Annotated in this window: 16 protein-coding genes and 1 tRNA gene; 5 read left to right on the top strand and 12 right to left on the bottom strand. The window is 47.5% G+C overall.

Features of this window, described 5'->3' with window-relative positions:
* Window positions 1–25: 25 nt before the first annotated feature.
* The 5 genes from pssA to ICN11_RS04485 all read right to left on the bottom strand — a co-directional run bounded on the left by pssA (window position 26) and on the right by ICN11_RS04485 (window position 4,974).
* The gene (gene pssA, locus ICN11_RS04505; protein WP_216229350.1) at window positions 26–889 is read right to left on the bottom strand and encodes a CDP-diacylglycerol--serine O-phosphatidyltransferase; all 864 of its coding nucleotides are present in this window, start codon (window positions 887–889) and stop codon (window positions 26–28) included.
* Between the two features lie 27 nt (window positions 890–916).
* A complete protein-coding gene (locus ICN11_RS04500) occupies window positions 917–1,564 on the bottom strand; it encodes a phosphatidylserine decarboxylase (protein ID WP_216229349.1) in 648 nt (215 codons plus the stop codon).
* A gap of 63 nt (window positions 1,565–1,627) precedes the next feature.
* Window positions 1,628–2,644 carry a ketol-acid reductoisomerase gene (gene ilvC / locus ICN11_RS04495; protein ID WP_216133084.1) on the bottom strand — a complete coding sequence of 339 codons (1,017 nt, stop codon included), beginning with the start codon at window positions 2,642–2,644 and terminating at the stop codon, window positions 1,628–1,630.
* 51 nt (window positions 2,645–2,695) lie between these two features.
* Window positions 2,696–3,187: an acetolactate synthase small subunit gene (gene ilvN, locus ICN11_RS04490; protein WP_015420909.1), complete on the bottom strand. Its 492-nt coding sequence runs from the start codon at window positions 3,185–3,187 to the stop codon at window positions 2,696–2,698.
* Entirely contained in the window at window positions 3,187–4,974 is a 1,788-nt protein-coding gene (locus ICN11_RS04485; protein ID WP_216229348.1) for an acetolactate synthase 3 catalytic subunit, read from the bottom strand. Before ICN11_RS04485 ends, ilvN begins: the two co-directional genes overlap by 1 nt.
* 194 nt (window positions 4,975–5,168) lie before the next feature.
* Here ICN11_RS04485 and ICN11_RS04480 point away from each other — a divergent pair, with 194 nt between their 5' ends.
* Genes ICN11_RS04480 through ICN11_RS04465 form a run of 4 tightly spaced genes read left to right on the top strand, consistent with a single transcriptional unit; the run spans window position 5,169 to window position 7,407 of the window.
* On the top strand, window positions 5,169–5,738 hold the full coding sequence (locus ICN11_RS04480) for an RNA polymerase sigma factor (protein ID WP_215326823.1): 570 nt from the start codon (window positions 5,169–5,171) through the stop codon (window positions 5,736–5,738).
* Entirely contained in the window at window positions 5,735–6,199 is a 465-nt protein-coding gene (locus tag ICN11_RS04475) for a DUF3619 family protein (RefSeq protein WP_216229347.1), read from the top strand. The genes ICN11_RS04480 and ICN11_RS04475 overlap by 4 nt, the downstream gene beginning before the upstream one ends.
* 22 nt (window positions 6,200–6,221) lie before the next feature.
* Window positions 6,222–6,854, top strand: a complete 633-nt coding sequence (locus ICN11_RS04470; protein ID WP_216229346.1) for a DUF3106 domain-containing protein — start codon at window positions 6,222–6,224, stop codon at window positions 6,852–6,854.
* Between the two features lie 13 nt (window positions 6,855–6,867).
* The gene (locus ICN11_RS04465) at window positions 6,868–7,407 is read left to right on the top strand and encodes an RDD family protein (protein WP_370623597.1); all 540 of its coding nucleotides are present in this window, start codon (window positions 6,868–6,870) and stop codon (window positions 7,405–7,407) included.
* 19 nt (window positions 7,408–7,426) lie between these two features.
* Here ICN11_RS04465 and ICN11_RS04460 read toward each other — a convergent pair whose 3' ends face one another.
* From ICN11_RS04460 to ICN11_RS04430, 7 genes are all read right to left on the bottom strand, one after another.
* Window positions 7,427–9,913 carry an ABC transporter permease gene (locus ICN11_RS04460; RefSeq protein ID WP_370623596.1) on the bottom strand — a complete coding sequence of 829 codons (2,487 nt, stop codon included), beginning with the start codon at window positions 9,911–9,913 and terminating at the stop codon, window positions 7,427–7,429.
* Between the two features lie 5 nt (window positions 9,914–9,918).
* Window positions 9,919–10,704: an SDR family oxidoreductase gene (locus tag ICN11_RS04455; RefSeq protein ID WP_216229345.1), complete on the bottom strand. Its 786-nt coding sequence runs from the start codon at window positions 10,702–10,704 to the stop codon at window positions 9,919–9,921.
* Between the two features lie 51 nt (window positions 10,705–10,755).
* The gene (locus tag ICN11_RS04450; protein ID WP_255539879.1) at window positions 10,756–11,421 is read right to left on the bottom strand and encodes a membrane integrity-associated transporter subunit PqiC; all 666 of its coding nucleotides are present in this window, start codon (window positions 11,419–11,421) and stop codon (window positions 10,756–10,758) included.
* Window positions 11,418–12,332, bottom strand: coding sequence for an MlaD family protein (locus ICN11_RS04445; protein ID WP_216229344.1), 915 nt, complete (start codon window positions 12,330–12,332; stop codon window positions 11,418–11,420). Before ICN11_RS04445 ends, ICN11_RS04450 begins: the two co-directional genes overlap by 4 nt.
* Window positions 12,329–13,096 carry an ABC transporter ATP-binding protein gene (locus ICN11_RS04440; protein ID WP_216229343.1) on the bottom strand — a complete coding sequence of 256 codons (768 nt, stop codon included), beginning with the start codon at window positions 13,094–13,096 and terminating at the stop codon, window positions 12,329–12,331. Before ICN11_RS04440 ends, ICN11_RS04445 begins: the two co-directional genes overlap by 4 nt.
* Window positions 13,096–14,268: an ABC transporter permease gene (locus tag ICN11_RS04435; RefSeq protein WP_216229342.1), complete on the bottom strand. Its 1,173-nt coding sequence runs from the start codon at window positions 14,266–14,268 to the stop codon at window positions 13,096–13,098. The genes ICN11_RS04440 and ICN11_RS04435 overlap by 1 nt, the downstream gene beginning before the upstream one ends.
* Before the next feature lie 89 nt (window positions 14,269–14,357).
* Window positions 14,358–14,434: transfer RNA gene (locus ICN11_RS04430), tRNA-Arg, on the bottom strand.
* An 18-nt stretch (window positions 14,435–14,452) separates the two neighbouring features.
* Between ICN11_RS04430 and greB the strand changes: the two genes are divergently transcribed.
* Entirely contained in the window at window positions 14,453–14,953 is a 501-nt protein-coding gene (gene greB, locus ICN11_RS04425; RefSeq protein WP_216229341.1) for a transcription elongation factor GreB, read from the top strand.
* Window positions 14,954–14,958: the final 5 nt, after the last annotated feature.

The following is a 14,958-nucleotide window of genomic DNA, read 5'->3' as shown; positions in this document are numbered from 1 at the left end:
TTAAATATAACCTAAATATTCCAAATTAGCTAAAACGGCGGCCGCTCAGATGCCCCCAAGCCCAAATTACATAACCGGAGATGGAATACACCACAAAGAGGCCAAACAAGGTCAAGGGTGGATTAGAGGAGATCAAGACGAAGGTCAGAATCATCAAGACCATCACACCAAACGGTACGCGGTAGCGAACATCCAAGGCTTTGCCACTGTAAAAACGGGCATTCGATACCATGGTTAAACCAGCATAAACAGCGATAAAGAAAGTAATCCAAGGAATCGCCGTGTCACGCACAGGAATCTTATTGTCATCGGCCAACCAGATAAAACCAGCCATCAAAGAACCAGCCGCTGGGCTTGGTAAACCTTGAAAAAACTTCTTATCAACTACGCCAGTATTGACGTTAAATCGGGCCAAGCGCAAAGCAGCCCCTGCGCAATAAGTAAAGGCGGCCAACCAACCCCACTTACCCAAATCTTTTAGAGCCCACTCATAAGCAACTAGGGCTGGGGCAACACCAAATGACACCATATCGGCTAGAGAGTCATACTGTTCGCCGAAGGCGCTCTGAGTATTGGTCATACGGGCAACGCGACCATCCATGCCATCCAAAACTAAGGATGCAAAGATAGCAATAGCTGCCATCTCAAACTGGTGGTTCATCGCATTAACTATCGCAAAGAAGCCGCAGAATAAAGCCGCCGTAGTAAATGCGTTAGGTAGTAGGTAGATTCCTTTGCTGCGTTGACGCGGCTTATCCGCATGCAGCTCTTCTACCTCGAAATCAATTCCATCGCTGAGCTCTTCAGCCCATTCAGCCTGGGAACGCTCAGCCCGTTTAGGAGCAAAGCGACTACGGTCTATACGGCCACGACGACGAAATGTACTCAAAGAATATTCCCAGTTAAAGCGGCTAAATTAATCTAAGCCGGGTACGCGAGCTAATGCGGTGTTCGTAGCAAAAACTTTATCACCAACACTAACCAAAGGTTCAGCTGTTAATGGCAAATATACATCTACACGAGAGCCAAAGCGAATAAAGCCGTAACGCTCACCTGCCTTAAGTCTATCGCCAACGTGGATATAGCAAAGAATGCGTCGCGCAATCAGGCCTGCAACCTGGACCAAAGTCACGATTTGACCATTGGCATCAATCACAACGGCATTACGCTCATTCTCAGTGGAGGCTTTATCTAAATCGGCATTTACAAACTTACCAGGGAAATACTGAATCTCTTTTACCAAGCCGTTGACTGCGCTACGGTTGGAGTGAACGTTAAATACGTTCATAAAAACACTAATCTTCAAAGCTTCGCGACCCGCATAAGGATCATTGGCTTTTTCTACCACGACGATACGGCCGTCAGCTGGTGATAAAACTAAATCACGACCAAGAGCAGCAATACGCTGCGGATCGCGGAAGAACTGCAGAACAAAGATAAAAATGATCCACAAAGGCCATGACCATGCAATGCCACCAAGATAGTGGACTAGCAAAGTAACAGCCCCCACTAATGCCAAATACGGCCAACCTTCTTTCGCAATAATGGGGTGTGGATACATCATCTTTGTTCTGAGCCTTTTTAGTTACTTCTATTAATTTCTAACTGCATGAAACCTAGTTCTTGCTTAGTTCTTAGTTTGGTCAACCAACTTGTTCTTCGCAATCCAAGGCATCATGGCGCGCAACTTCGCACCAACCACCTCGATGTCATGCTCAGCGTTCAAGCGACGACGTGAAATCAAAGTAGGCGCACCTGCTTTGTTTTCCAAGATGAAGCTCTTAGCGTACTCACCAGTCTGAATGTCTTTCAAGCACTGACGCATTGCGTTCTTAGTATCTTCAGTAACAACACGTGGGCCAGTCACATACTCACCGTACTCAGCATTGTTAGAGATAGAGTAGTTCATGTTGGCGATACCACCTTCGTAGATCAAGTCAACAATCAACTTGAGCTCATGCAAGCACTCGAAGTAAGCCATTTCAGGAGCGTAACCAGCTTCAACCAAAGTTTCGAAACCGGCTTTGATCAATTCAACTGCGCCACCACAAAGAACAGCCTGTTCACCGAACAAGTCAGTTTCAGTTTCTTCACGGAAGTTCGTTTCGATGATGCCGGCACGACCGCCACCGTTTGCTGTTGCATATGACAAAGCAACATCACGAGCAGAGCCAGATTTATCTTGGTACACAGCGATCAAATGCGGAACACCGCCACCTTGAGCGTAAGTACCACGAACAGTGTGGCCTGGTGCCTTAGGAGCAATCATGATCACATCTAAGTCAGCGCGTGGCTGAACTTGACCGTAGTGAACATTAAAGCCGTGAGCGAATGCCAATGCAGCGCCCTGCTTAATATTAGGATGAACTTCTTTGTTGTATACGTCAGCGATTTGCTCATCAGGCAAGAGCATCATGACTACGTCAGCATCTTTAACTGCTTCGCCAACTTCTTTTACTGTCAAGCCAGCATTTGCAGCTTTGCTCCAGGAAGCGCCATCTTTACGCAAACCAACAGTAACGTTGCAGCCTGAATCTTTCAGATTCAATGCGTGTGCGTGACCTTGTGAACCATAACCAATGATGGTTACTTTTTTGCCTTTAATGAGGGACAAATCAGCGTCTTTATCGTAAAAAACTTTCATGCTCTTTCCTTGTTTTGAAAATGTAGTTAATTCAGTAATCCGTTAAAAAAATTAAACCTTGAGGATGCGTTCGCCGCGCCCAATACCAGAACCACCCGAACGGACAGTTTCTAGAATCGATGCACGATCTATCGAATCAATAAAGGCGTCTAATTTGGCACCATCACCAGTTAATTCAATGGTGTAACTCTTATCAGTCACATCGATGATGCGACCACGGAAGATATCCGTTGTACGTTTCAACTCTTCACGCTCTTTACCAACAGCGCGAACCTTGATCATCATGAGCTCGCGCTCAATATGAGGACCTTCAGTTAAATCAAAAACCTTAACCACTTCAACTAGGCGATTTAAGTGTTTGGTAATTTGCTCAATCACGTCCTCAGAGCCAATCGTGACGATTGTCATACGAGAAAGCGAAGGATCTTCAGTAGGTGCAACACTTAAGGTTTCAATGTTGTAACCGCGAGCCGAAAATAAGCCAACAACCCGAGACAATGCGCCTGGTTCGTTCTCTATCAATACAGAAATAATATGTCGCATTAGAGATCCTCACTACCCAAAAGCATTTCAGTAATACCCTTACCCGCTTGAACCATTGGCCAAACGTTCTCTTCTGGGTCTGTCTGGAAATCCATAAACACAGTGCGATCTTTTAAACGAATCGCCTCTTTGAGCGCACCCTCAACATCAGACTTCTTCTCGATACGCATACCAACGTGTCCATAGGCCTCAGCCAACTTCACAAAGTCTGGCAATGAATCCATATAAGAGCTGGAATAGCGCTTGTTATAAGTCAGCTCTTGCCACTGACGAACCATACCAAGGTAACGGTTGTTCAATGACACGATCTTCACAGGCGTGTCGTACTGCTTGCAAGTAGACAGTTCTTGAATACACATCTGAATAGAGCCTTCACCAGTGATGGTGAATACATCTTTTTCAGGAAATGCCTTCTTGATACCCATAGCGTAAGGCAAACCCACGCCCATAGTACCCAGGCCGCCTGAGTTAATCCAGCGACGTGGCTTATCGAACTTGTAGAACTGAGCGGCCCACATTTGATGCTGACCAACGTCAGAACAAATAAAGGCGTCACCTCCAGTAAGCTCCCACAACTTCTGAACTACGTACTGAGGTTTTACGATTTGCGAAGCTTCGTCGTACTTCAAACAATCTTTTTTACGCCACTCATTAATCTGCTCCCACCATGCCGCAAGCTTTGCATCATTCTTGCGCGGGCCAGCAGCTTTGAGCTGGGCAGTCATCTCAACCAATACTTCTTTGAGATTGCCAACGATAGGAACATCTACCTTCACGCGTTTAGAAATCACGGATGGGTCGATATCAATATGAATAATCTTGCGTGGATGACTTGCAAAGTGAGCAGTATTACCAATCACGCGGTCATCAAAACGTGCGCCAATCGCAATCAACACATCGCTGTGCTGCATTGCCATATTCGCTTCGTAAGTACCGTGCATACCGAGCATGCCTAGGAATTGCGGACTAGTGCCTGGAAAGCCACCGAGGCCCATCAAGGTGTTGGTGACTGGGTAGCCCAGCAAATCAGCAAACTCTTTTAACTCTGGTGCAGCGTCAGCCAAGATAATGCCGCCACCGGTATAGATATATGGACGCTCTGCTTCTTGCAATAAAGAAACTGCTTTACGAATTTGTCCGCTATGCCCCTTAACTACTGGGTTATAGGAACGCATCTCTAATGTTTCTGGGTATACGAACGGCGCCTTGGCTGCGGATACATCTTTAGGGATGTCGATCAACACTGGGCCTGGGCGACCAGTTTGTGCAATATGAAAAGCTTTCTTGATTACCAAAGGAAGATCTCTGACATCCTTTACCAAGAAGTTGTGCTTCACCACTGGACGAGTAATACCAACGGTATCCGCCTCTTGGAAAGCATCTTCACCAATCGCATAAGTTGGCACGTTACCGCTGATGATCACCATCGGGATCGAATCAGTGTAAGCAGTAGCAATTCCGGTAACCGCATTGGTTACACCAGGACCTGAAGTAACTAGAGCGACACCAACCTTACCGGTTGCACGCGCATAGCCATCGGCCGCATGAACTGCTGCTTGCTCATGGCGAACAAGGATATGTTCAAACTTGTCCTGCTTAAAAATTTCATCGTAGATAAAGAGAACAGAACCGCCTGGGTAACCCCAAACAAATTCAACACCCTCTTTGTGCAAAGCCTGTACCAACATCTCCGCGCCAATCATTTCAGGCGCATTCGCTGTGGAATTTGGGTTTGCTGTGTCTTGGTTAGCTTTAGAAGCTAAAAATTCGGCGCTGCTTGTATTCATTTTTCTTTCGTCCTTTGCAATTTTCGGCAAAAAATTGTTTGGTCTGTTCTGTCTCCTGCTTGTGGCCTGAGTTCGAACGGCGCTGCTACCGGAAAAAACCACTTCTTGAATGAGATTCTAGGTAGTAAGCCCTATATTCTATAGCAATCCCCTAAAATAGACGAATTCCATCTGATTCAGGTCTAATCTACTGAATGGCCTCACCCCAAGAACTTTCTGACTTTCTGAGCAGTGTTGAGCAGCGCGCTTTTAAGCAAGCGGTCTACGCTGTGCGAGATGACGATGCCGCCTTAGACATTGTTCAGGATGCCATGATTAAGCTGGCTGAAAAGTATGGTGACCGCCCCGCAGCAGAACTACCCCTCGTTTTCACCAGAATTCTGCAAAACCGTATTCATGACTGGTTTAGACGGCAAAAAGTTCGCAATACCTGGGTGACCCTATTCTCGAATATGGGCAAGAAATCAGATGAAAACGATGATTTTGACCCCCTAGAGTCACTTTCAGCCCCAGATGACAGTGAAATTCACCAAGATGGTGCATTTAAGCTGGAACGTAGTCAGCTATTACAGTCCCTGGAGTCAGAAATATCAAAATTGCCTGCCCGTCAACGAGAAGCCTTCCTGATGCGTTATTGGGATGAGCTGAGCATTACTGAAACTGCCCTTGCCATGAGTTGTAGCGAGGGAAGCGTCAAAACCCACTGCTCAAGAGCCACCCAGGCTCTAGCTAAAGCATTGAAATTAAAAGGAATTACGCTGTGAACCGCAATGAAGACATCCTAAACCCAACAGAAGCCGACCAATTTGGCCTAGCTGCTGCCACCCTGCTCCGCCACGGATCCCAATCCTTACCAGCAGGCATCAAAGATCGTCTGTACGCAGCACGCCTCAAGGCCATTTCTGTTAAAAAACCAGAAAAAATCCGCATTCAGCAGCATGTTTTGACCAGTTCCACTGGAAGCTGGTCTTCAGGCTCACGCTCTTTTTGGGATAACGTAGGTTGGATTGCTCCACTGATTGTGTTGGTCTTTGGCCTGATTGGTATCGCCCAATGGCAGCAAGACTCCCGCATCAACGATATAGCCGAATTGGATGTGGCCCTCTTAACGGATGACGTGCCACCTGATGCTTACGCCGACAGCGGCTTCATGGGATTCCTCAAAAATGGTCCCTTAGCCGAATCCGATCAAGATAGCCTTGATTCAGCCAAGTCACCGTCTTAAAGTTCACGCGAATCTTAAGCGGATGCTGAACAACCCACGATCCTTAGGCGCCTTACTCGGCATCAGCATGATGTTGGCAATTGGCATACTTGGATCGGTACAAAGTTCAAGCGCATTAGCTCAAACACCTCCAGCTGCGCACGGCAAAACCACTGGCACTCCAGAGAAAAAGCCGGATGGCACATGGGAAGGTCTGAAGCCTGCACAACAAAAAATCTTGGCACCACTGGAAAGCGATTGGGATTACATGCTCCCAGATAGTCGCAAGAAATGGATACAGGTTGCCAACCTCTATCCAAAGATGAGTGAGGGCGATCAACAGCGACTTCAGTCTCGCATGACAAGCTGGTCCAACCTCTCTCAAAAAGATCGTCGTATCGCGCGAGAAAATTACCTCAGCAGCCTCAAGTTCCCTGCAGAGAAAAAAGCAGAGGCTTGGAGTGCGTATCAAAAACTGAGTGATGAGCAGAAAAAGAAATTAGCTCAAGCAGAGGTGAATAAGAAAAAGCCGACAGCTGCGAGTGCACCTACATTGCAACAACACCCTATTACACAGAAGTCCAATCTGGCGCCAACCCTGCCAGCAAGTAGCAGCCCGACTCCAGATGCTCCGGCTCCGAGCGTAAGCCCGGATAGCACTTCAAGCAATCCTTGAGAATCCCCAAGCTGTGATTACCCCCGCCGAATTAAACGCGCTCCCTGCTCCACAATTTTGGCGGAGAGTCTCCTGCGGTCTCTACGAGCAATTAGTTCTATTAGGCGTCATCGCGCTGACTTTCCTAGTTCCCAATTTGGGCCTAGGCATTCTGTTTGGATTTGCCCTACCAAGCTGGCTAACCTTTCTCTATCTATATACCATCCTAGGCATTTACTTTGTTTGGTATTGGACTAAGTCTGGTCAGACGCTGGCAATGCAAACATGGCGCGTTCGCATGATTGGTCCGGGAGGTTACAACCTCACTCGAAAGCAGGCAGTCTGGCGCTATGTCTATGGATCTCTGTGGCTTGTGCCTTGCGTCCTGCTGCAATGGCTCTTTGGGCTCCAGAAGTGGCAGATTATTGAAATGCTTTTCACAGTGGCTTTATTGCTGTGGCCACTCAGCATTTACTTGGATCGCGCCAGCCCCCTGCTACGTCAAAGTCTGCCAGACCGTTTTGCCAGAACCCGCTTAGTGGAATTACCAAAGAACTTGGTGAAACTCTCGTAAACACGAGAGTGCGTGAGCCCTAGATCTCGCGCAAGCACTCCATTGCGGTAGCGGTTTGAATTTTTCTCTGAAAACGAAAGCCGGCCAAGAGACAAGCGAGTACTCCAAAGCAAATTCCCATTGCCAAAGATTGGGCGAATGCATTGAACTCAATCTCCAATACAAAACGACCAAGCGCCCATGTGGCCATTCCAGCAGCTAGTCCAGCCAATGCTCCTGATAGCACCCCAATGATTAAGAGTTCGGCTAAAGCAATCTTTCTAAGTAAAGCGCGTGATGCACCTACCGCCTTGAGTAAGGCTGCACTTCTAAAGCGCTCGTCTTGCGTCGCTGCAATTGCAGCCACTAGCACCAAAATCGCTGCAGCGATCGTGAAAGCAAACAATAGGCCCAGCACGGAAGATAGTCGATCTAATACATCTTGTATTTGCCTCAATGAGGTCGCTACATCAACAATTGTCAGATTAGGATAAGTCTGTGCGAGCTGGTAGTCCAAGCCCTCAATTGCAGCACCTTGGTAATAAGAAGTAATCCAGGATTGCGGCATTTGCTCAAGCATGGCAGGCGGCATGATGACGAAGAAGTTCACCTTCATCGAACTCCAGTCCAACTTACGCAAAGAAGTAATTGGTGCAGTCACTTTTTCACCGGCAAGTTCAAAGGTCATTTGATCGCCTAGTTTTAACTTCAAGGTTTTCGCAATCCCCGCCTCCAAAGAAACTTGCGGAACACTACCCTCAATCCATTTTCCAGAAGTAATGCGATTGCCCTCTGGTAATTGCTCGGTATAGGAGAGATTGAATTCTCGATCTACCAGGCGACGGGCATTTTCATCAACATAATCATTAGGGCCAATGGTCTTTCCATTAACTTCAACCAAGCGTGCACGAACCATGGGGCTAAAGCTCGGCCTTGCTACACCCGCATCTAGTAGTGACTGAGTAATACTTAGCTTTTGATCTTCCTGAACATTAATCATGAAACGATTGGGTGCATCAACTGGAATATTTCCTTGCCACGTAGATAGCAAATCCTGCCTGAGCAAGAGAATCAGCAGCAAGGCCATCAAGGCGATACCTAAAGCAGTAATTTGCATGACTGCAAATCCTGCGCGCCGTGCTTGTGCAGTAAGCGCAAAACGCAGGGCAAAGTTCTGAGCACCCCACTTAGAAAACAAAACATTAAGTATGCGCAGCGAACACCAGGAGAGCAGAGTAAAGAGTGCAACAGCAGCGCCAAAGCTCGCAGCAACCCAAGAGGCCAACTTCCAGTCTTGCGCTGCAATCGCAATTAAGGCCAGACAAGTCATAAGCCCAAAGAGCGCCACCCAGATCACTTTAATGTTTACCGAACCCAACTCCTTCCGAATGAGTCGCACCGGTGAAATCATGACCAAACTCAATAGAGGTGGTCCAGCAAAACCAATCAACAAGCAAGAGGAAAATAAAATGCTCCAGGCCAAAGGCCAGAGGGACAGCGAAGGTAAATTGGCAAATACCAAGTTACCGAAAATACGAATCAAGACTTCTTGCACACCGTATGCAATGGTAGATCCCATGATGGTAGCCAATAAGCACAAAGCGCCCAATACTTTTACTTGATTTAGCAGAATCGTCTTTTGGCTTGCGCCAAGGCATTTCATGACAGCGCAAACATCCGCTTGCTTCAAAACATAACGACGCGCCGATAATGCAATCGCGACTGCAGCCACCATTGCAGTCAGTAAAGCAACTAAAGATAAAAAGCGCTCTGCCCGCTCTAAAGTTTTACGCATGACAGGCTGGGCATTTTCCAAGGTCTCAATGCGCAATCCTCTTAGGCCTTCGAACTCAATCCATTGCGTAGCCCACTGCTCATAATCAGAGATGGCTTGATCGCCTCCCGCTAGCAGCAGACGATAAGTAACACGGCTACCTAGGCCAATAAGACCCGTTGCAGGCAAATCATCAAGCGACATCATGACGCGTGGTGCAAAGTTCATAAAACCAGCACCCCGATCGAGCTCACGCTCCAAGATGCCACTGATGAGAAAAGTCTTATCCCCTAATGACATCCGATCACCCACCTTAGCCTGCAGTGCGCTGAGCATTGCAGGATCGACCCAAACTGAACCAGCCGGTGGTGTTGTGCTGCCTTGCTGTGGTGATACCTGTAAGGACCCGCGTAGGGGATATGACGCACTTACCGCCTTAAGAGAGGCCAGCTTACTTTGAGAGCCAACTGTGGCCATGCTTGGAAAGACAACCGTTTGAGCAGAGCTGAGCTCCTCCCCCTGCTGCCGCTTCGCTTCTTGAATAAAACGCTCAGGTAAGGGCTGATCGGCTACTAGCAACAAATCTGCAGCCAGGAGTTGGCGAGCATCAAACTCAAAAGCCCGCTGCATTCGGTCCGCTAAGAAGCTAACACTAGACAGGGCCGCTACAGAGAGCGTCAGAGCAACTAGTAGTGCTGCCAGCTCACTAGATCGAAGGTCTCGCTTAACAGTCCGAAGAAAGCTTGCCAACACGGAGATTAAATTGCCTGAATCTGACCACCATCAACCCGGATCACCGACCCAGTGATAAAGGACGCACTTTGGCTGGCCAAAAATGCGGCAGTATCGCCGTATTCTTGAGGATTACCGTAACGACCCATCGGTATCTGTTTTAAGCTGGCCTGCACAACAGAATCGTAGCTAACATTTTCACGTTGGGCACGTGCTTCATCCAATTGACGTAAGCGATCCGTTGCTACACGACCCGGCATGATGACATTTACAGTAATTCCTTCGGCAGCCACTTCTGCTGCCAAGGTTTTAGACCAAGCTAGCAATGCCGCGCGTAAGGTATTAGAAATTGCTAAGTTTTTGATTGGGGCAATCGCGCCTGAAGTGGTGCTCGTAATGATGCGACCCCATTTACGTTGACGCATTCCCGGAAGGACTCGGTCAGTAATACTGATAAGCGACAAGACCATATCGTTAAAACTCTTTTGCCATAGCGCGGGGTCTTGCCCAGTAGCTAGGGTTGGAGGCGGTCCGCCAGTGTTATTGATCAGAATATCAATCGGTCCGAGCTCTTGCTCCACTTTGGTAACTAGTGAATCAATCACTGAGCTATCCGATAAGTCCCAGCTTAAAGCCAATGCTTTACCGCCAGCAGCCTCAATCAACTCCACGGATTTTTTTAGACCCTCAGCATTACGTCCAGTCACCGCCACCTTGACGCCTTCGCGAGCCAATGAAACGGCCATTGCCTGACCTAAACCACGACTAGATGCCATTACTAAGGCCACTTTACCTTTGAGTCCTAAATCCATGTCTTCTCCATCTTTTTTATTTTTTTATCCATATCACCAAATCCAGGCTGTCTACTGTCCTAGAGGTGGAGGTAAATTACCGGCGTACTTATAAAGCACTACCTCATACTCTTTGAGAATTTGTGCCAAGGCCTCTTGCTGACCCAGTGCTAAAGCCTGAGGCGTATTGTCTTTAAGGGCAACTCTCTTGCTATAACGATTTTTGCCAATGACAGGATTGCGTTTTTGAGGATCTGTTGCAGTCAGGAAAAACTCAACGGTAACTACGGCCTCAGGTCGAACTCGATAGTCGCCGTAGAACTCCTCTACAGAAGTCTGCAAGATGTAATACGGAAAGAAGCTATTGCCCTGCCCCACCGTCATAGAAAAGATCTGGGCATTATTGAGCCACTGACGGGTCGCATTACTGACCATTTCATTAGGCAGTGCAGAATAAATATTGTAGAAATCCTTTTCATAGCGTTGGTCACCCAAGCGATAAACCAAAGACTTTCCATCAAAAGGAGGTGCTGTTGAGACTGAACCCATCTTCAGCCAAACATCTGTGCGTGGCTTATAAGGAGCACCTGTGCGTTCTGGAGCCACCATCCAACTAGTTGTTTCGAGTGCCGGTCTTTTAGGTAAAGAACAGGCGCTTAAAGCAAGCGCAATGAATGCTACAGCAGCGAACTTAGAGAGGCGTGAGTTTTTCATCACCTGAGTTTTCATTGACATCATTTCTGAGCTCCATTCATTGGAGGTGTAATTCTTGCGGGTGGCTCACCCCAAATCAAACTTGAAGGTGATTGACTCGCTACCCGAGTAAATTCATTTAACTGTTCACTTGCCTGACGGATATTCTCTAGGGTGGCAGTGGTGTCGCCTTGAACGCTAGTAACCGTTTGACGCAAGGAAACCATAGTGGCAACCAATTCGCGCATCAAAATATTAAGCTGATCTTTATCCGTCACCTTGGCAATACGATCCAAAAGCACGTTTAGATCCTTAACCGAAGTAATCAGACCAGAATTGTCTTTTCCATCACCCGCCATTAATTTATTCAGATTACCTAAGAGTGCATCAAATTTCTTCTGAGTTCCATCTACATCCATTCCATTTAATGCGCTGATGAGTTTTTGAATTCCGGAAATAATCTCATCCGCCTGGTTAGGCATGGAAGGAACAACTGGATATTCTGGCTCCCATGAATATGGCAGTGGGGTGTATTGAGATGCGCTTGTATAGAAATCCAATTCTACGTAATTCACACCAGTAATTCCCATGGATCGGATACGTGCCCGCAGGTTATCCTTTAGATAAGTTTGCAAATGGCTCAACTCAATCTTATCTCCAAAAATTTGCATCCGCACCACAACATATTCACGACGCTCTGGCATTGGCACCTCTTTTTCATAGACATCGCCCGACAAGTCTATCGAAGTTACCTGACCAATCTTTACCCCTCGAAAGCGAACAGCAGCACCAGCATCCAGACCAGTCACCGATTGCTTAATGTAGGTTTCCACCATGAATGATTTTTTAAAGAGCTGGCCTGAGCCGAAGATCAAGATGATGGTGAGCAGTGCACCGATTGCCGCCAAGACAAAAATGCCTAAGCGGAAATAATTGGGATTGGAGTTATTACTCATGCTGCGTCCTTGCTCATAATGCGATTAAAGAATTGATGCACTCGGGGATCTTTACTGGTATCTCTAAGAACCTTGGGATCGCCCTCAGCAATAATGCCCTTAGCGTCCTTATCCAACATGATGACCTTATCGGCGATGGAATAAATGCTCGCCAACTCGTGAGAGACGATCACAAAGGTAAATCCCAAGTTTTTTGAGAGATCCAAAATCGTACTATCCAGATCGGCCGATGTAATGGGATCGAGACCTGCTGATGGCTCGTCTAAAAATAATATCTTTGGATCTAGCGCCATAGCGCGTGCAATGGCAGCCCGCTTTTGCATGCCGCCACTAATCTCGCTGGGCATATACGTTTCGTATGGAAGTAGCCCTACTAGATCGAGTTTGCAGCGAGCCAATAGATTCATTTGATCCCTAGTCAGCTGGGTGTACTCCTCCATAAAGAGTGTCACGTTATCCAGCAAATTCATAGAGCCGAATAAGGCGCCCTGTTGGTACATCACCCCAAAGCTGGTCATGATTTTTTGACGCTCAGCGCCTTGGGAGGTAGTAATGTTTTGACCTTCGATCAACACATCTCCAGAGAGCGGCTCATATAGACCGAATAAATTCTTTAGGAGACTGGATTTACCGCAACCTGAACCGCCCAAGATCACAAAGATCTCGCCGTTCTTGACGGAGAAGTTCAGGTTCTGCAGAAGTACTTTTGAACCATAGCCCACGGTGAGATTTTGAACATCAATTGCGTTATCAAGAGCATCCATCAGAAACCCGTCCTGTAAGAGATGTATGCAAAGATGCCGTCCACTAAAACGATCATGACGATACTACTCACTACCGCGCGGGTTGCAGAGATACCCACTGCGGCTGCACCAGTACCCGTCTGCATGCCACGCAAACAACCCATTGCTGAAACCACTACGCCGAATAAAGTGGCTTTCACCAGGCCAGACAAAACATCTTCAACATCCACAGCAGCCAGCATGCCGTTATAGAAATTAATAAAGGGGATGCCATAAATCTGCATCGTCAACATGGAAGAAAAAATGCTGACGATGTCGGCAAACAAGGTCAAGATCGGAGCCACTAATATTCCTGCTAGTACTCTAGGCACCACTAAAAAACGAATCGGGCTTAAGCCACCCGTAACCAATGCATCCACTTCACTATTCACAGTCATCGTACCGATCTCAGCTGCGAACGCAGCGGATGAGCGGCCGGCGAGCAAGATTGCAGTAATCAGCGGCCCCATCTCGCGTACGATACCCAGAGCGGCAAGCGGCCCTACAAATGAAACGGCGCCAAACTGCTGCATACCAATAGCAGCTTGAAAAGAAAGAATCACACCAATTAAAAAAGCGACCAGGCCAACGATGGGTAAAGCAGAGATACCAGCCTCTACTGCGGCATTCACAAAATCACCCCAACGTACTTGCTTAATATTTCGAATCGACCACACTAAGTCCGCTGATAGATGGCCAACAAAAGTAATGAGTCCACGGCCATCATCTATGAGATCTTGAGCAGCCATTCCTACGCTTACAACAAAATTGGTTTTTGGTTTTGCTGTAGCTACTGGAAATAAGTTATCAATCGGATCGAATTCACGCAAGAGCGGCTGATACTTTGGATCAAGGCCCTGAATATCAAATAGACCCCCTGCCTTTTTCTGAGCCTCTTCAACATCAATCAGGAATGCAAAAGCAGATCCATCTAGAGAGCTCACTTTTGATGCATCAAAAACCAGTGAGCGGCCTTGAGCATTTCCCTGCCCCAGCCAAAGACTTTGCTTTTGACGAATATCAGTCCACACGCCCGCCAAGGAATACACATTGACAGCGCCACTCAAGGTAACTTGAGCGTGGGTTGCGTCAGTTTGCGCCCAGATCGCTACTGGAGCTGGTGAAATCGCGGAATTAGCGTCTGAAAGGGCCATAAGCAAACTATAAGGGATTTGAATGAATGCACTATGAAATGGCTAAAAAGAAAAAAGGGCCCAGTTTTTCAACTAGGCCCCGTATGGGTTGGTGCGGCTGGCAGGAATTGAACCCACGACCCCTTGGTTCGTAGCCAAGTACTCTATCCAGCTGAGCTACAGCCGCAACAGCCATAATTATGCCATGGAAGAGAAGAACTACATCACACCCGCTGGCCACGAGCGTATCAAAAGTGAGCTTTTACAGCTCCTGAACCTTGATCGGCCTGAGGTTGTCAAGGTTGTTCACTGGGCAGCCTCCAATGGCGACCGCTCTGAAAATGGGGACTATATCTATGGAAAAAAGCGGCTTCGGGAGATAGATCGCCGAATTCGCTTCCTAAATCAGCGCCTTGAATTTGCCGTAGTAGTCGATAACCAAGCCCGAAAATCAGGGGATGCCGATGCCGAGCAGGTCTTTTTTGGGGCTACTGTCACCTATGCCAGCCTAGAGGGTCCAGAGGCGGGTAACGAGACAACCATCACGATTGTGGGGGTTGATGAGGTCGATCTGGATTTGGGTCATGTCAGCTGGGTCTCGCCGATTGCCAAGGCTTTAATCAAAGCCCGCCTGGGTGATTGCGTCAAAATCCAAACCCCTACCGGCCCTACCGAGATTGAAATCCTAGACGTCCAGTACCTGTAATTGGA

It is taken from the genome of Polynucleobacter sp. 78F-HAINBA, assembly GCF_018882325.1.
In the GTDB taxonomy this organism is placed as follows: Bacteria; Pseudomonadota; Gammaproteobacteria; order Burkholderiales; family Burkholderiaceae; genus Polynucleobacter.
This window is presented reverse-complemented; position numbering and strand designations above follow the sequence as displayed.